The sequence below is a fragment of the Ectopseudomonas composti genome, from assembly GCF_001567565.1.
Classification (GTDB): domain Bacteria; phylum Pseudomonadota; class Gammaproteobacteria; order Pseudomonadales; family Pseudomonadaceae; genus Aquipseudomonas; species Aquipseudomonas composti_A.
This window is the reverse complement of record NZ_LSSW01000022.1, coordinates 397,947-414,101: the sequence shown is the minus strand read 5'-3', so window position 1 is coordinate 414,101 and position 16,155 is coordinate 397,947. Positions and strand designations below refer to the sequence as shown.

14 protein-coding genes are annotated in these 16,155 nt (G+C 64.6%); 7 read left to right on the top strand and 7 right to left on the bottom strand.

Features of this window, described 5'->3' with window-relative positions; genetic code table 11:
- Window positions 1-230: 230 nt before the first annotated feature.
- Together PCLY_RS11100 and PCLY_RS11095 are read right to left on the bottom strand one after the other, a co-directional pair.
- Window positions 231-1,202, bottom strand: coding sequence for a threonine/serine dehydratase (locus PCLY_RS11100; protein ID WP_061239350.1), 972 nt, complete (start codon window positions 1,200-1,202; stop codon window positions 231-233).
- 34 nt (window positions 1,203-1,236) lie between these two features.
- On the bottom strand, window positions 1,237-2,226 hold the full coding sequence (locus PCLY_RS11095) for an ornithine cyclodeaminase family protein (RefSeq protein WP_061239574.1): 990 nt from the start codon (window positions 2,224-2,226) through the stop codon (window positions 1,237-1,239).
- A 468-nt stretch (window positions 2,227-2,694) separates the two neighbouring features.
- Here PCLY_RS11095 and PCLY_RS11090 point away from each other — a divergent pair, with 468 nt between their 5' ends.
- Entirely contained in the window at window positions 2,695-4,020 is a 1,326-nt protein-coding gene (locus PCLY_RS11090) for an NAD(P)/FAD-dependent oxidoreductase (RefSeq protein WP_061239349.1), read from the top strand.
- 228 nt (window positions 4,021-4,248) lie between these two features.
- On the opposite strand, the gene PCLY_RS11085 is transcribed toward PCLY_RS11090, so the two are convergent.
- Window positions 4,249-4,956 (bottom strand): cupin domain-containing protein, encoded by a 708-nt coding sequence (locus PCLY_RS11085; RefSeq protein WP_061239348.1) that lies wholly within the window; start codon window positions 4,954-4,956, stop codon window positions 4,249-4,251.
- A 305-nt stretch (window positions 4,957-5,261) separates the two neighbouring features.
- Between PCLY_RS11085 and PCLY_RS11080 the strand changes: the two genes are divergently transcribed.
- A complete protein-coding gene (locus PCLY_RS11080) occupies window positions 5,262-6,116 on the top strand; it encodes a GNAT family N-acetyltransferase (RefSeq protein ID WP_061239347.1) in 855 nt (284 codons plus the stop codon).
- 32 nt (window positions 6,117-6,148) lie between these two features.
- Complete coding sequence (locus PCLY_RS11075) at window positions 6,149-6,379, top strand: twin-arginine translocase TatA/TatE family subunit (RefSeq protein WP_061239346.1); 231 nt, start codon at window positions 6,149-6,151, stop codon at window positions 6,377-6,379.
- Window positions 6,380-6,394: 15 nt separating this feature from the next.
- Here PCLY_RS11075 and PCLY_RS11070 read toward each other — a convergent pair whose 3' ends face one another.
- The 3 genes from PCLY_RS11070 to PCLY_RS11060 are packed head-to-tail and all read right to left on the bottom strand — an operon-like array spanning window position 6,395 to window position 12,133.
- Window positions 6,395-7,828: an efflux transporter outer membrane subunit gene (locus PCLY_RS11070; protein WP_231740145.1), complete on the bottom strand. Its 1,434-nt coding sequence runs from the start codon at window positions 7,826-7,828 to the stop codon at window positions 6,395-6,397.
- The gene (locus PCLY_RS11065) at window positions 7,825-10,962 is read right to left on the bottom strand and encodes a multidrug efflux RND transporter permease subunit (protein WP_061239345.1); all 3,138 of its coding nucleotides are present in this window, start codon (window positions 10,960-10,962) and stop codon (window positions 7,825-7,827) included. The genes PCLY_RS11070 and PCLY_RS11065 overlap by 4 nt, the downstream gene beginning before the upstream one ends.
- A gap of 16 nt (window positions 10,963-10,978) precedes the next feature.
- The gene (locus PCLY_RS11060; RefSeq protein WP_061239344.1) at window positions 10,979-12,133 is read right to left on the bottom strand and encodes an efflux RND transporter periplasmic adaptor subunit; all 1,155 of its coding nucleotides are present in this window, start codon (window positions 12,131-12,133) and stop codon (window positions 10,979-10,981) included.
- Between the two features lie 161 nt (window positions 12,134-12,294).
- On the opposite strand from PCLY_RS11060, the gene PCLY_RS11055 reads away from it, so the two are divergent.
- A complete protein-coding gene (locus tag PCLY_RS11055) occupies window positions 12,295-13,029 on the top strand; it encodes a response regulator (protein WP_061239343.1) in 735 nt (244 codons plus the stop codon).
- Window positions 13,026-14,090 carry an ATP-binding protein gene (locus tag PCLY_RS11050; RefSeq protein ID WP_061239342.1) on the top strand — a complete coding sequence of 355 codons (1,065 nt, stop codon included), beginning with the start codon at window positions 13,026-13,028 and terminating at the stop codon, window positions 14,088-14,090. The genes PCLY_RS11055 and PCLY_RS11050 overlap by 4 nt, the downstream gene beginning before the upstream one ends.
- A 34-nt stretch (window positions 14,091-14,124) precedes the next feature.
- Here PCLY_RS11050 and PCLY_RS24815 read toward each other — a convergent pair whose 3' ends face one another.
- On the bottom strand, window positions 14,125-14,298 hold the full coding sequence (locus tag PCLY_RS24815; RefSeq protein ID WP_156458584.1) for a hypothetical protein: 174 nt from the start codon (window positions 14,296-14,298) through the stop codon (window positions 14,125-14,127).
- A gap of 155 nt (window positions 14,299-14,453) precedes the next feature.
- Between PCLY_RS24815 and PCLY_RS11045 the strand changes: the two genes are divergently transcribed.
- Both PCLY_RS11045 and PCLY_RS11040 read left to right on the top strand, forming a co-directional pair.
- Window positions 14,454-15,779 carry a type II toxin-antitoxin system HipA family toxin gene (locus PCLY_RS11045; RefSeq protein WP_061239341.1) on the top strand — a complete coding sequence of 442 codons (1,326 nt, stop codon included), beginning with the start codon at window positions 14,454-14,456 and terminating at the stop codon, window positions 15,777-15,779.
- Entirely contained in the window at window positions 15,780-16,049 is a 270-nt protein-coding gene (locus PCLY_RS11040; RefSeq protein WP_061239340.1) for a helix-turn-helix domain-containing protein, read from the top strand.
- Window positions 16,050-16,155: the final 106 nt, after the last annotated feature.

Sequence of the window (16,155 nt, the reverse complement as noted above, 5' to 3'; positions counted from 1 at the left end):
CGCCTTATGCAATCGACCGTCGCGCTAGGCCCAGGCAGTCGCTACTGGGCACCTCTAAAAACTACCTGCGTTGCCATCGCTGCGTTAAAAACAGGCTCGTGCGCGAGTCCGATCAAAATGCTCATTTACAGCGCGTAAAGTCGAACGCGACTCCGAGCGTTTTTCGCCTGTTTTTGTGGGGCCGCCATCGGTATTGCGCTGGCTGCCTCGCCTACGTTTTTAGAGGCGCCCTACTGGCGCTCCAGGTAAACCTCGGCCAGGTCAGCCAGATCCCAATTGCCGCCGGTCAGTACCACGCAGACCTTTTCGTCTGCGCGCACCTTCAGCGCGCCGGCCAGCAGCGCGCCAATGCCGATCGCGGCGGCGGGCTCGGCGATCAGCTTGGCGTCCCTGGCCAGAACGCGCATGCCCTCGACAATGTGCTGGTCCTCGACCAGGACGATCTCGTCGACGTAACGCTCGATGATCGGATAAGGGTTCTGCCCCGGCACACTGATGCGCAGGCCGTCAGCGATGGTGTCGAGCAGCGGCAGCGTGGTGCGCTGCTTGTTCAAGCGGCTGTGATGGTACTTGGGGGTCAGCGCCGGTTCGGCGCCGACCACCCGCACCGATGGTTTGCTTTCCTTGATGGCCGTGGCGATGCCGGAGATCAGGCCGCCGCCACCCATGGGAACGATGACGGTGTCCACGTCCTGCAGGTCTTCGAGAATCTCGCAGCCGATGGTGCCCTGCCCGGCCATCACCAGCGGATCCTCGAAGGCATGCACCGGCACGTAGCCGTTTTCCTCGGCGATTTCGTACACCCTCTTCCAGCGCGCAGCCGTGTCGCCATCGAAGAGGATCACCTCCGCACCGAGCGCCTGGGTATTGGCGATCTTGATCTTCGGCGTGCTCACCGGCAGCACCAGAATGGCCCTCACGCCCAGCATGCGCGCAGCGTAGGCAAGCCCCTGGGCATGATTGCCGGACGAGGTGGCGATGATGCCCCTGGCGATCTCTTCCCTGGGCAGCGACAACGTCTTGTTCAGCGCGCCGCGAATCTTGAAGGCTCCGGTGATCTGCAGGGTTTCGGGCTTGAGATAGAGCTGGCAGCCAACGGCCTTTTCGATCTTTTCCGCGCGCAACAGCGGTGTATGTCTGATATGGGGCTTGAGGCGTTCCTGGGCTTGGCGGATGTCCTCGATGGTCGGATGGTCACGCATTTAATGTCCTCACGCCTACTGGCGAAATCAGGTTTCAAAGGAACGCGAAGAAGGTTCCGACGTTGCTTTCCAGTGCGTTGCGATAGATCTTCTCGGCCGTGGTGTTGTCCTGGATGGCCATGCCGGTGGAGTCGAAAATGGTGATTTCTTCGTCGCTCTCCCGCCCTGGCTTGGTGCCCAGCAGAATCTCGCCAAGCTCGCCGTGGATATCGTCCAGCCCGATGATCTTGGCGTTCAGCGGGTGCCAGGTTTCGCCTTTGTCAGTGCACTGTGCGATCGAGTCGTTGACGATCTTGGCGTGCCTGAATATCTCAGGCTCGAACTCCTGCTTGCCTTGCATATCCGTACCAATGGCGACGATATGAGTGCCGGGCTTCACCCAGCCTGCCTGCACCAGCGGGCCCTTGCCACGGGTGGTGGTGACGAGGATGTCGGCCTGCTCGACCGCCGCCTGCTTGGAGTCGGCGAGGATCACCGGAATGCCAAGCTCCGCCTCGATGTCCGTCTTGAAGCGTTCGCAGGTCTGCGGGTTTCTGCTCCAGGCGTGAATCTCTTCAATCTGCATCACCAGGCTGATGGCGCGAACCTGCATGCGCGCCTGGTTGCCAGTGCCGATGCAGGTGACCTTCCTGGCACTCTTGCGCGCCAGCGCCTTGACCGAGACAGCGCCCGAAGCGCCCGTGCGCAGGCCCGTGAGAAGGCTGCCGTCCATCACGCAGATCAGCGCGCAACTGCGGGCATCGAACAGGAGCACGCTGCCCATGCCATTGGGCACGCCATGCGCGGCGGGGTTGTCGAGAAAACCGCCGGAGGAGGCTTTCATCGAGATGATTTCGTTGCCCTTGCAATAACCGACCTTGAAGTCGATCTCGCCACGCGGTTCAGGCAGATGGATACCGATGTAATCGGGCTGCACCACCTGCCCGCTGCTAAAGGCCTTGTAGGCCTCCTCCACCGTGCCGATGACTTCTTTAAGGGATATCAAGCCGCCGACTTGCTCTTTGCTGAGCAGCAGGGTTTTCATCTGCACGACCTCACCATTCTCTGATCGGAGCGAGCGTGTCTGCCTACGCTTGCCGGTCTGCAGCGAACCAGCGCAGATGCTCGGCTCGCCTTCGATCAGTATGCCGCCGAGTGTCCGGCAGAAAATTTCGGATACAGGCCCGATGCGCAACATGCGCCTCGTTTTTGTCGTGCTTGGCGGCAGCTAACGCTTCACCCGCCTCGCAGCCACCCCGGGCAAGACGAGGCTTGCATCCGGCGAACAGGGCGATGGCAAGCGCCGCAGCATAAACTTCCGTGCTCGCCTGCGAAAACGCCCGATTCTGCGATTGCGCTTGAGCAATACGACAGCCTTAAGCGGGTCGAGCCGCCTAACATAGGGCAGCACGACGGCAGTGCCGCCCGCCCTGCAGTGGTGTTTCATCAGGACGACGGTCTTGCCGCGCCACCCTCATCATCGACTCATCTTTTGCAGGCCAGGAGAAACAGCATGCCGGCTCCCTTGATCACTATGCAGTCCACAGCGGAGTTGCCTGAAAGCGCCGATATCGTGGTCATCGGCGGCGGCATCATCGGTGCTTGCACCGCCTACTTTCTGGCCCGTGACGGACTCAAGGTCGCCCTGCTGGAAAAAGGCCGCATCGGCGCCGAGCAGTCCAGCCGCAACTGGGGCTGGTGCCGCCAGCAGAACCGCGATGCCCGCGAGCTGCCGCTGTCGACCAAGAGCCTCGACCTCTGGGAAGAAATCACTGCCGACTTGGGCGAAGACCTGGGCTTTCGCCGCTGCGGGCTGTTCTACCTGTCCGACAACCAGGCCGAGCTGGATGGCTGGGCGAAATGGCGCGACTTCGCCATCACCCAGGGCGTCACCACCCATATGCTCAGCAGCGCCGAGGCCAGCCAGCGCGGTGCTGCCACCGGCAAGCCCTGGCTCGGCGGGGTGTTCTCGCCGTCCGACGGCATCGCCGACCCAGCCCGCGCCGCGCCGCTGATCGCCAAAGGCGTGCTCAAGCATGGTGGCACGGTGCACCAGTTCTGCGCCGCACGCGGCGTGGAAACCGAGGCTGGGCGCGTCAGCGCGGTGATCACCGAACACGGTGTGATCAAGACCCAGAAGGTAGTGATGGCCGGCGGCGCCTGGGCTTCGTCGTTCTGCGCGCAACTAGGCATTCGTTTCCCACAGGCCTCGATACGCTCCAGCATCCTCTCGGTGATGCCCGGCGTGCAGGGCATTCCCGACACCCTGCATACCAGCGAAGTGACCGTCACCCGGCGTGGCGATGGCGGCTACACCCTGGCCATCTCCGGGCGTGCCTGCGTCGACCCGACGCCGCAGCAACTGCGCTTCGCCAGCTACTTCCTGCCGATGTTCGCCAAGCGTTGGCAGATGCTCTCGCCAGGCGACCTGCAGGGCTGGCTGTCCGGCCACGAAACCTGGCGCAAATGGGCGCTGGATAAACCGACGCCGATGGAGCGCATGCGCATCCTCGACCCGCGCCCGTCGGAATCGATCCTGCGCGACACCCTGGCACGCGCCCGTCGCCTGCTGCCGGCGTTGGGCAGCGTGCCAATGCAGGCCGGCTGGGCCGGTTATATCGACAGTACCCCGGACGGCGTACCAGTGATCGACGAAGCGCAGAACCTGCCGGGCTTCATCCTCGCCGCCGGTTTCTCCGGCCATGGTTTCGGCATCGGCCCAGGGGCTGGCCGCCTGATCGCCGAACTGGCGCAAGGGCAAACGCCCTTCGTCGACCACCGCCAATACAATTTGGCGCGCCTGAGCAAAAGCGCCTGGGGCAAGGTGTCGGAGTTCTGAACGCCGCCTAAGGCGGGAACCCGCTTCCACCTGAAGCGGGGCAACCGGGTGCGCCGTGCACGCCAAAGCGCCGGCGCTATCCTCATCCGTGCAGGCGAAGCTGTCGCCCCTGCTCTGCCATCCAATCCGATTGCTCGATCTCGCACACTGCTGCGCAAGCGTTTCACCGCGTGCCAACCGCCAGGGCGCCTGCGCGTAATCACCGCACAGGCGCCCTGGTGCTATGGCTTATTTGACGACGTACAGCTTGCGTACGTAGACGTTGCTCTCCCAGGCGCACGGGGCGCCCTGAGCGACGAACACCGTATCGCCAGTATTGACCTTGAGCTCAGCGCCATCGGCCAGCTGCAGGGTGACGCTGCCTTCGATCAGGTGCATCAGCTCATGCACCTTGTGCGGGCGGCTGCGACGGGCGTAGGGCGTGGAGTCCCAGACGCCAATCAGCAGATTGCTGGCGCTGTCGGCGAAGGCGTTGAAGGAACGGCATTGCGGCGCAGGGCCGATGAGGATCTGCGCGTCCGGCGCTTGCGAAGGATTGAGTGCCGCGCGGGCATCGAGCTGGGTCAGGCCCGGCTTGTGCTCGGCACCCTGATTCAGCGTGCAGAACGCCCACAGGCTACCGGCCTGTGCCTGCACGCGCAGCGCCGTGCCACGGCCGATCACCGCACTGTCGCCAACGCTCAGCTCGAGCGTCTGCTGCTCGTCCTGCAAGCTGACTTTACCGGCATGTACCACCAGCATCTCAGTGTAGGGATAATCCTCGAACACCAGCTCTACGCTCGCCTGAACGAAACCGGCGCTGACTCCATCATCGCCTCGGTAGGCCACGTGGCGGACGTTGCCGAAGGGGTCGGACGAGTCCAGGGCGCCAGGCGTGAATGCAGCGGCAGGAGTGCCGTCGGCATACGCCAGCAGCAAAGCGATAGGATGTGACATTCGGTGGAATCTCCAAGGGTGAACGCGTCGACGAGGCGAGCGGCGAATGGCTCGTAAAGAGGCTGAAAAAAACGACTTGGCAGCGGCTCGCGGCGCTATCCAGTCAGTGCTCCATGCTAGGAAATATCGCCCAATATTTGCTGCCGACTTGCTGCCTCGCTTGAGCATTAGCTGCGGCCGCGGACACCGAAACTTATGCAATCGACCGAATTGCGCCGTACCTATTGTCAGCACTCTGCTCAGCTGGGATACAGGTTCCACCGACCGCGCCCGCTACGCCACGTGGCCCCTTCAGGAGATCTGTAATGTCCGCCCCGAGCCATCCCTATACCTACCGAGCCATGACCGCCGCCGACGTTCCAGCCGCCCATGCCCTGTCGCTGAACCTGAAGTGGCCGCACCGCCTTGAGGACTGGGCCATGCTGCAGCGGGTCGCCGAAGGCTTTGTCGTCGAGGATGCTGGCCAACTGATCGGTACCGCCTTCACCTGCCTGCAAGGTGCCTACGCCACCATCGGCCTGGTCATCGTCAGCAACGACTATCAAGGCAAGGGCATCGGCCGCCGGCTGATGGAACAGGCCCTGCAGGCCTGCGGCCCGGCGACAGCGATGCTCAACGCCACCCTGGCCGGTGTGCCGCTTTACGCCAGCCAGGGCTTTATCGAATTCGCGCGAATAAACCAGCATCAGGGCGAGGTCCAACCGTTGCCCCACCCTACCCTGGCGTCAGGGGAAAACCTCCGCAATGCCGGCACCGACGACTGGCCACGGCTACTGGAGCTGGCCAACGCCGGCAGCGGTCTGGACAGAAGTCGCGTGTTAGACGACCTGCACGACGCGATCGAACGCACGGTAATCGTCGAGCGTGATGGCCAACCATGTGCCTTCGCCATGCTGCGTAGCTTCGGCCGCGGTCGGCTAATCGGCCCAGTCGTTGCGCAGAGCACCGAGCAGGCCAGAAGCCTGATCGCCGAGTTGCTGGCCGAAATTCCCGGCGCCTTCGTGCGCATGGATATCCAGGCCGACAGCGGCCTTGGCGAGTGGCTCAGTTCAGTGGGCCTGCAGCAGGTCGACAGCGTTGCGCAGATGGCGCGCGGCACGCCGCCTCGGATTGTCGGCGACATGCAGCAGTTCGCACTGGTGACCCAGGCCGTTGGCTGAACGGCATCCAACTTTTTTATGGAGTACGCAGCATGGCTCTGGGCGGCATCAGTATCTGGCAACTCGTGATCATCCTGCTGATCGTGGTCATGCTGTTCGGCAGCAAACGCCTCAAGAACCTGGGTTCCGACCTTGCCCATGCGATCAATGGCGTCAAGAAGACCATAGGCATCGAAGATGACAAACCGGCGCTCAATCCGCGCAAGGTCCAGACCGCCGATGCCAAGGCACACGAAGTTCAAGACTCGAACAGCCGATATTGAGCGCCGGCACGGCTTTTATCGAGCTACGCTGACAGCCGCAACCTCCGTCACATCATCGTGCAGGCCGCCACCGAGCGACTTGTACAGCGCCACCCGGTTGGCGATGTCTGCGCGGCGCAACTCCAGCAGCGTTTGCCGTGCAGCCTGCAGTTGGCGCTGGGCGTCGAGCAGCTCCAGGCGGCCGTCGACGCCTGCGCGGTAACGCAGATCGGACAGCGCCAGGCGCCGTTCGGCAGCATTCACCGCACGCAGTTGTGCCTCGATCTGGCGGCCGAAGGTAGCGGTTCCCGCCAGCGCATCGGCCACCTCGCGGAAGGCGCTTTGGATGGCGCGCTCGTACTGCGCGACCGCCTCGGATTTACGCACCTCGGCCAGGCGCAGTTCAGCGCGCAGGCGCCCGCCCTGAAACAGCGGCTGGGAGATCTGCGGGGCGAAACGCCAGACCTGCCGCGCCGGGTCGAACAGGCCAGCGAGCGAGGTGCTGGCGTAACCGAAGGACGCAGTCAGGGAAATCTGCGGGAAGAACGCCGCCCGCGCCGCGCCGATATCGGCATTGGCCGCTACCAGCATCTGTTCGGCCTGGCGCAAATCCGGTCGGCTCAGCAGCAGGTCGGCCGGCAGCCCCGCCGGGAGTTGCGCGATCAGCGATTGGCGCTCCAGTGGCAAGGCCGCGGGCAGATCGACCGGTAGCTCGCTGCCCACCAGCAATTGCAGGGCGTTGTCCGCCTGCGCCAGAGCGCGGCGGCGCGCTTCCAGGTCGGCTTCGGCCAGGGCCACCTGCCCTTCGGCCTGGGCCACATCCAGGCTGCTGTTCTGCTCGGCCTGTTTGAGCAGGCGCGCCAGCTGCAACGACTGTTGCCAGTCAGCCAGGGTGCGCTCGGTCAGTTGCAGTTGCTCGTCAGCCAGGCGCTGGGCGAAGTAGGCCTCGGCCACTGCGCCGACCAGGGTGATCTGCGCTGCATCGCGGCCCTGCTCACTGGCCAGGTAACGCGCGAACGCCGCATCGGAAAGTGCGCGCACGCGGCCGAACAGGTCCAGCTCGAAAGCACTGAGGGCGACGTTCACCCCGGTCTGCTGGTTCACCTCGCGGCTAGCCTGGCCGTTCGCATCAGTCGTCAAAGCGCGCTCCAGCGTGCGCGTTCCCTCCAGCCCCACAGCCGGCAGACGTGCGGCGCGCTGGACGTTCGCCTGGGCCTGCGTCGCCTCGACGTTGAGGATGGCCAGGCGCAGGTCGCGGTTATTGGCCAGCGAAAGGTCGATCAGCCGTTGCAGGCGCGGGTCGGCGAACATCGCGCGCCAGCCCAGGGCGCTGGCCGGCAGCGTCGGGGCTGGTGCAGCAGCCATGGCATAGCGCGCGGGCACCGGTGCGGCCGGACGCTCCAGTGGCGGGGTCAGTGAGCAGGCGCTCAGGCAGGCAAGCAGCGGCAGGGTCAGAAACAGGCGCATCATGGGTTCTCCTGGGTCAGCGCGGCGCCGCCCCGCTGCGCACGCCAGGCGCTGAAACGCTCCTGCGTGCCGATGACGAAGACGAAGAAGGCCGGCACGAAGAATACCGCCAACAGGGTGCCACTGAGCATGCCGCCAAACACCCCGGTGCCGATGGCGTGCTGGGTTTCGGCACTGGCGCCGGAGGCGAGCATCAGCGGCATCACACCGAGGGTGAAGGCCAGTGAGGTCATCAGGATCGGCCGCAGGCGCAGGCGCGCAGCGGTCACGGCGGCGTCGATCAGCGTGCGCCCCTCGGCATGCAACTGACGGGCGAACTCGACGATGAGGATGGCGTTCTTCGCCGACAGGCCGATGATGGTGATCATCCCCACCTTGAAGAACACGTCGTTGGGCATGCCGCGCAGCATCACTGCGGCCACCGCTCCGAGCAGGCCCAGCGGCACTACCAACATCACCGACAGCGGGATCGACCAGCTCTCGTAGAGCGCCGCCAGCACCAGGAACACCACCAGCGCCGAGAGCAGCATCAGCAGCGGTGCCTGCGCCGCCGACTGGCGCTCCTGCAGCGACTGCCCGGTCCAGGCCACGGCGAAGCCCTGCGGTAACTGGGCGACCAGGCGTTCCATCTCGGCCATCGCCGCACCGCTGGAAACCCCGGCAGCCGCACCGCCGGCGATACGCACGGCGGGATACCCCTGAAAACGCATCATCTGCTGCGGCGACTCGCTCCACACCGGCGTCACCACCTCGCGCAGCGCCACCATGCCGCCGCCGGCATTGCGCACGCGCAGGCCAAGCACGTCGTCCAGTTGCATGCGCGCCGCGGCGTCGGCCTGCAGGATGACCTGCTGCATGCGCCCGGCATTGGGGAAGTCGTTGACGTATAACGAGCCCATGGCTGCCGACAGCGTGCTGCTCACGGCGGAGAAGGACAGCCCCATGGCCTCGGCCTTCTGCCGGTCGATCTGCAGGCGGATGCTCTCGCCAGGCGGCAGGCCGTCAGGATAGACATCGCTGACCACCTTGCTCTGCGCCGCCAGTGCCAGCAGTTGCGCCTGCGCCGCCAGCAGCGCAGCTTCGCCACGGTTGGCGCGATCCTGCAGGAACAGGGTGAAGCCCGAGGAGGTGCCGAGCTCGTCGATGGCTGGTGGCATCAGGCTCATCACCGTGCCTTCGACGTTACCGGCCATGGCCTGCTGCGCCAGCGCTGCTTCTTCGGCGGCCGTGGCGCCATGGCGCTGGTTCCAGTCCTTGAGCATGGTAAAGGCTATGGCTGCGTTGGGCCCGGAGCCGGCGAAGCTGAACCCCAGCACCACCATGTTGGCATCCAGCCCTGGGCGCGACGCGACGTGCGCCTCGTAAGCCTTGACCACGTCCAGCGTGCGCTCGCTGGTGGCGCCGGTGGGCAACTGGATGGAGGTCATGAAGTAGCCCTGATCCTCTTCCGGCAGGAAGGACGACGGCAATTGCGCAGCGGCGACGGCCAGCACCGCGCAGAGCACGGCGAACGCTGCCATCATCCGCCCGCTGCGCCCGACCAGGCGCGCCACCCGCGCCCCGTAGCTCGCTGTCATGCGCTCGAAGCCGCGGTTGAAGGCGCCGAAGAAGCCGCGCTTTTCATGATGATCCGCGCTTACCGGGTGCAGCAGCGTGGCGCACAGCGCCGGCGTCAGGCTCAGGGCGAGGAAGGCCGAGAACAGGATCGACACCGCCATCGACAGGGTGAACTGCTGGTAGATCACCCCCACCGAGCCACTGCCGAAGGCCATGGGGATGAATACGGCTGTGAGTACCAGGGTGATACCGATGATCGCCCCGGTGATTTCCCGCATCGCCTGCAGGGTCGCCTCTTTCGGCGACAGCCCCTGGGTAGCCATCAGCCGTTCGACGTTCTCCACCACCACGATGGCGTCATCGACGATGATGCCGATGGCCAGCACCATGCCGAACATGGTCAGCGAGTTGATCGAGAAGCCCGCCAGCAGCATCACCGCGAAGGTGCCGAGCAGCGCAATCGGCGCGACGATGGCCGGGATCAGCGTGTAGCGCAGGTTCTGCAGGAACACGAACATCACCAGGAACACCAGCGCCATGGCCTCGAACAGGGTGTAGATCACCTTCTCGATGGACACCTTGACGAAGGGCGCGGTGTCGAACGGCACCGAATAGGCCATGCCGGCAGGCATGCTCGGCGCCAGCTCGGCCAGGCGCTCGCGCACGGCCGATGCGGTGCGCACGGCATTGGCTCCGGGTGACAGCTGGATCGCGGCACTGGTCGCCGCCACGCCGTTCTCGCGGTTGGAGAAGGCGTAGGACTGTGCGCCCAGTTCGATGCGCGCGACGTCACCAAGCACCACCTTGGCGCCATCGGCACCAGCGCGCAGGACCACGGCGGCGAACTGCTCCGGCGAGCTCAGTTGCCCCTGCACGGTCAGCGGCACGGTCAGGCGCTGGCCCGGCAACGCCGGCTCGTCACCGACCCGGCCGGGGGCAATCTGCACGTTCTGCTGCTCGATGGCCTGGCCCAGTTCGTTCATGGTCAGGCCATAGGCAGTGAGCTGCTGCGGGTCGACCCAGACGCGCATGGCCTGCTCGGCGCCGAACAGCTGCACGCGGCCCACGCCGTCGATACGGCGCAACTCCTGGACGATGTTGCGCGCCAGGTAATCGTTCAGCGCCACTTCGTCATACTGACCATTGGGCGAGGTCATGCCGACCATCATCAGAAAGCCCGAGGCGGCGGATTCCACCTGCAAGCCGTTCTGGCGCACGGCCTGGGGCAGGCGCGGCTCCACCGCCTTGATGCGGTTCTGCACGTCCACCTGAGCCAGTTCCGGGTCGGTGCCCGGCTTGAAGGTGACGGTGATCTGCGCGGTGCCCGAGGTGTCCACCGAGGACTCGAAGTACAACAGGTTCTTCACCCCGGAAAGCTCGCGCTCAACCAAACTCACCACCGAGTCGTTGAGGGTCTGCGGAGTGGCCCCCGGATAGGTGGCGTAGAGGGTCACCGAGGGTGGCGCCACCGACGGGTAGCGAGCAATGGGGAGCTGCGGGATGGCGATGAGGCCGACCAGCACGATGAACAGGGCGATCACCCAGGCAAACACCGGGCGGTTGATAAAAAACTGCGGCATGTGGTTGTCTCCGGACTCAGTGCGCGACGGCGCTGAGGTGTTCACCGCTGGCGGCGGGCTGCCAGGAGCGCGTGGCAACCTGGGCATCGGGGCTCAAACGTTCGATACCCTCGATCACTATCTGCTGCCCGGCGCTGAGCCCCGACACCACGCGGTAACGACGCTCGACCAGCTCACCGAGTTCGATGGGCACCGGCTGTACCTGGCCCTGCTCATCGACCACCCATACGCTGGCCTGGCCCGCCGTGCGCGTTACCGCCTGCTGCGGCACACTGAGGGCGGCGGAGTAATGCGCACGGGGTATCCGCGCCTGCACGTAGAGGCCGGGCAACAGGCGGCGCTGCGGGTTGTCCACCAGCACGCGCAGCAGCACGTCGCCGGTACCAGCATCCACCTCGATGCCGGAAAACAGGATGCGCCCCCGCATGCCCAGTGGCTTGCCGTCGCTGCCGAGGATGTCCACGCTCAGCTCCGGCGTCGCCGAACCGGCCTGCTGGCGCAGCGTGTCCAGTATCGAGGCGGACTGGCGTACGTCGACGTACACCTGGTCGATCTGCTGAATACGCGCCATGGGCGTGGCATCGGTCGGCGACACCAGCGCCCCTTCGCTGACCAGCGCCTGGTCGATGCGCCCGGCAATCGGCGCCTCGACGCTGGCGAACTGCAGGTCCAGCTGGCGCCGCGCCAGCGTCGCCCTGGCCTGAGCCACATCGGCGGCGGCCTGCTCACGCTGCGCCACGGCGTCGTCATACACCTGACGGCTGACCGCCTCGGCGCGCACCAATGGGGCCAGGCGCTCGGCCTGTACACGCGCCCGGGTCAGGGTCGCTTCGGCGCGCTGCAAGGCGGCCGCGGCGCTGTCGACCTCCGCCTTGAACGGCGCTGGGTTGATCTGGAACAGCACGGCACCGGCCTCGACTTCGGCACCCTGCTCGAACAGACGGCGCTGCACGATGCCGCCGATCTGCGCACGAATCTCGGCGCTGCGCACGGCGGCCACACGGGCTGGCAGGTCCTCGCTGACCGACAGCTCCTGCGCCTGCAATGTCAGCACCGACACCTGCAGCGGCGCGGCCGCCTCGCTTTGCTCAGGCGCCGCGTCGCAGCCTGCCAGAGCCAATACGGCAAACCCTGCGAGCGCGATGCCCAGATGCCGCTGTTTACTGCCCATAACCCACTCCTCGTTGCACGCTAGGCTCCGGTGACCTGATGGCGACCGGGAGCTGATCGACGCTGCAGTCTGAAGCGGCGCTGTTGCGAATGATTCGAGGCTTTGTGGAGAAAGCATGGAGGCCGCGATAGTATTTGCCGCCCCTCTGCGCGAGCCCGCCCATGTCCGATCCCCACGCCCGTACCAGCACTGCCTGCCCTGCCCCGGCACTGGTGCTGATCGCCGAGGACGAGGCCGAGATCGCCGACATCCTCATCGCCTACCTGCAGCGCAGCGGCCTGCGCACCCAGCACGCCAGCGATGGCCAGCAGGCCCTGGCGCTGCACCAGACGCTCAAGCCGGACCTGCTGCTGCTCGATGTGCAGATGCCGGTGTGCGATGGCTGGAAGGTACTCAGCGAAATCCGCTCCCGTGGCGACACCCCGGTGATCATGCTCACTGCGCTCGATCAGGACATCGACAAGCTGATGGGGCTGCGCCTGGGCGCCGACGACTATGTGGTCAAACCCTTCAACCCGGCCGAGGTGGTGGCGCGGGTGCAGGCGGTGCTGCGGCGCACGCGGGGCAGCGCGCCTGCTGCCACGCAGATGCTGCGCGTCGGGCCGTTCCAGATCGACCTGGACAGCCACGAGGCCAGCGTGATGGTCGATGATCAGCAGCAAACGCTGGAGCTGACCCTGACCGAGTTCAAACTGCTGGCCTGCCTGATGCGCGCGCCGAAACGGGCGTTCAGCCGTGCTGAGCTGCTGGTCACCTGCCTGCCCGAAGGCGACACCCAGGAGCGCACCGTGGATAGCCATGTCAGCAAGCTGCGCAAGAAGCTCGAAGCGCTCGACATCCAGGGCGTGCCCGCCAGCGTCTGGGGCGTGGGCTATCGCTTCGGCGTCGAGCCATGAAACCGGCACCGGGCCTGCGTCGACAGATCATCCAGTCACTGGCGGTAATGGCGCTGGGCATCATCTGCCTCTCGGTGATCGGTACCTACATCTTCTACGCTTTCGCCGTGACCTACCTGCCAGGCAGCATCTCCGACACCATGGTGCCCTCGCGGCTGGAGCTGGTGTGGATCGTCTGCACCATCATCGCCGCGTTGAGCATGGCGGTGTTCGTCGCCATACGCCTGTCACGGCGCCTGATCACGCCCTTGAACTCGGTGGCGCACAGCCTGCGCGAAGTGGCCCAGGGCAAGCTCGACGCGCGCGCACCGCTGGACCCACAGGCCATGGGCGAAACCGCACAACTGGTGCGTGACTTCAACGCCATGGCCGAGCGCCTGCAAAGCATGACCCGCGAGCGCGAGTTCTGGAACGCCGCCATCGCCCACGAACTGCGCACCCCGGTGACCATCCTGCGCGGCCGCCTGCAGGGCTTGGCCGAAGGCGTGTTCAGTCCCAGCACAGAGTTGTTCGAGGGCCTGCTACGCCAGGTAGAAGGCCTCAACCACCTGATCGAAGACCTGCGCGTGCTGAGCCTCAACGACAGCGGTCACCTGGAAGTGCAACGCAGCAACGTGCGCCTGGCCGATGAACTGGGCAGCGTGCTGCAGGCCTTCGCCACGCCGCTGGCGGAGAAAGGTTTTCACCTGCAGCAGGCCCTGGACGCCGAGCTGCTGGTGCAATGCGATGCCGTGCGCATCCGCCAGGCGCTGATGGCGCTGCTGGAAAACGCCCTGCGCCATGCCGACCCAGGCAACCTGTGGGTGCGTCTGGAGCGAGTCGGCGACGACTGCCAGTTGAGCGTGGAAGATGACGGACCCGGCATCGACAGCGCCCTGGTCGCCGACATCTTCGACGCCTTTCGCCGTGGTGACCCGTCACGCTCGCGCAAGAGCGGCGGTAGCGGCCTGGGCCTGGCGGTGGTCAGGGCCATCATCGAAGCCCATGGCGGGCAAGCCTTCTGCCAGGTGTCGGCTCAGGGTGGCAGCCGCTTCGTTCTGAGCTGGCCGCTGCAGCCATAACGACAGCCACCCGAAGGCCGCAGCGTGACACGGACTAGAGCGTGGTCACGCCCAAAGGGTATCGCTCACGCCAGCGCGGCACGATGACCATCATCGGGCTGTAAACCTTGGTGCCCCTGCCACCGACCTGATTGCCGCCGTTGTCGGCTTCGGCCTGAGCGCGGTTAAGCGAACCCTGCACGCCCTCCTCACCACGCTGGCGCAGCACGGCGGCGCGATCGAAGGCATGGGAGCCGCTAGCCGACCCAAAAGAATAGGCAATAAAGTGCCTTTACAATCCAGCGCCAGGGCTGTTTAAGGCATTTTATTGCCTTTATTCATAAAGACCACTAGTCTTTACGGCATTAAAGTGCCGGAGTCCATATGCACGCTCTCACCCTGCAACTGTACAGCGGTCATGCGTGGCACGACGCCATGCACCTCAGCTTTGAGCAGTCCGAAGCTGGTCTTGCTGGGCCGTGTTCTTTTGGCTACGAGCAGACATATCTGCTTGAGACGCTGGGCCACATCGGCAGCCGCCTTGAGCATGCCGTTAGCGCCACGCTGCCGCTGGACTGGGAATCCCATCGAACCCGCGAAGCGCCTGCCTTCCTTTACGACATACTGCCCGCCGGGGCCGCAAGGCGCTTCCTGCTGCAGCGCCTGGGTGAGCAAAAGCCCGAGCATCTTGGGCTTGATCTATTTCTGCTGGGGCGTTGCGCGCCAGCTCCGGTGGGAAACCTGCGTATCAAGGAGGCCGCATTAGCCCTTCAAGGAAATCCGCTGCTAGGTTTCTCTCGCGAAGATGTGATCAATCGCGATGCGCGTTTTCTGGAATACGCCTACGAGCAGGGTGCGGCTATCGGGGGCGCCACAGGTGCTGGTGGCGAAGCGCCCAAATTGTTGCTGACTGAAGATCGAGAAGGTGCACTGCACCCGGATGCGGCTTTGCCGGATGAGTCTGCAACCCGCCACTGGTTTGTAAAGTTCGCGCGCAACCAGGCCAGGCAGACCGACCAGGACATCCTGCGTAGCGAGTTCTGCTACTACAGAGCCGTGCAGCAGCTTGGCCTGGATACCGTACCCGCAGAAGGCCTGGCTCTGGAGGAAGGCCGCAAGCCTAGTCTGTGGATGCATCGTTTTGATCGCCATCTTGGCCCCGCAGGTGTCGAGCGCAGCGCCATGGAGTCTGTGTACTCGCTCGCTGGAGTAACCGTGCCGGGCAGCTACCTACTGCATACCGACGCCCTGAATCACCTGGTAAGGCTGTGGCAGCAAACGGGGCAAGGCGCACAAGTTGGCGACATGCTCTTTGAGTATCTACGGCGAGACTTGCTCAACCAGATCCTTGGCAACTCGGACAACCATGGCCGCAACACTTCGATCTTGCGTGATAGCACGGGTCTGAAACTCGCCCCGATCTACGACCTTGCCCCCATGGTGATGGACGATGAAGGCATCACTCGCACCACGAAATGGCCTCAATCCATAGAGGTTGCCGGCGAGGTCAACTGGCGCCAGGCCTGTGCCGCACTGGCGCAATGGACCAACACCGATGTTCTTTATGAAAGACTCAGAGACGCAGCAAATAACTTCCTGGCGCTGCCCGATCTACTGAGCGATCAGGGGCTACCAAGCTCCACGATGAATCATCCGCGTATCGCACTGCGCAACCTCCAGCAACGACTCAGCCGATGGGAGCTTGTCTGAATGGATATCATCGAGCGCAACCGCATTCTGACTGAAATACAAACCCAACTGGCGTCGGGCGAGCTGAGCATCGGCCAGGCTGTGCGCAAGCTACGGAAGGACGTCACCGGGTTGCAGCAGGCTCGTTTCGCACAGATGTGCAAACTCTCCCTGCGCGCCCTGCGCCAACTGGAACATGATGAATCGAATCCGACCGTGCAAACCCTGAATAGCGTGTTCAATCCGTTTGGGATGCAAGTTGGCATTGTGCCGAAGAACCGAACGTCATAGAGGCCGCCAGTCCTCCACTTAGAACGCTACCGCCCTCCACATTGAGCGCCAATCTAAATCATTGACCGACTGAAGAAAAATCTTGCCTCAGGATATTCGTAGACAG

Coding starts and splice junctions, on each gene's coding strand:
- PCLY_RS11100 (WP_061239350.1), bottom strand. CDS start 1,202: ATGCGTGACCATCCGACCATCGAGGACATCCGCCAAGCCCAGGAACGC.
- PCLY_RS11095 (WP_061239574.1), bottom strand. CDS start 2,226: ATGAAAACCCTGCTGCTCAGCAAAGAGCAAGTCGGCGGCTTGATATCC.
- PCLY_RS11090 (WP_061239349.1), top strand. CDS start 2,695: ATGCCGGCTCCCTTGATCACTATGCAGTCCACAGCGGAGTTGCCTGAA.
- PCLY_RS11085 (WP_061239348.1), bottom strand. CDS start 4,956: ATGTCACATCCTATCGCTTTGCTGCTGGCGTATGCCGACGGCACTCCT.
- PCLY_RS11080 (WP_061239347.1), top strand. CDS start 5,262: ATGTCCGCCCCGAGCCATCCCTATACCTACCGAGCCATGACCGCCGCC.
- PCLY_RS11075 (WP_061239346.1), top strand. CDS start 6,149: ATGGCTCTGGGCGGCATCAGTATCTGGCAACTCGTGATCATCCTGCTG.
- PCLY_RS11070 (WP_231740145.1), bottom strand. CDS start 7,828: ATGATGCGCCTGTTTCTGACCCTGCCGCTGCTTGCCTGCCTGAGCGCC.
- PCLY_RS11065 (WP_061239345.1), bottom strand. CDS start 10,962: ATGCCGCAGTTTTTTATCAACCGCCCGGTGTTTGCCTGGGTGATCGCC.
- PCLY_RS11060 (WP_061239344.1), bottom strand. CDS start 12,133: ATGGGCAGTAAACAGCGGCATCTGGGCATCGCGCTCGCAGGGTTTGCC.
- PCLY_RS11055 (WP_061239343.1), top strand. CDS start 12,295: ATGTCCGATCCCCACGCCCGTACCAGCACTGCCTGCCCTGCCCCGGCA.
- PCLY_RS11050 (WP_061239342.1), top strand. CDS start 13,026: ATGAAACCGGCACCGGGCCTGCGTCGACAGATCATCCAGTCACTGGCG.
- PCLY_RS11045 (WP_061239341.1), top strand. CDS start 14,454: ATGCACGCTCTCACCCTGCAACTGTACAGCGGTCATGCGTGGCACGAC.
- PCLY_RS11040 (WP_061239340.1), top strand. CDS start 15,780: ATGGATATCATCGAGCGCAACCGCATTCTGACTGAAATACAAACCCAA.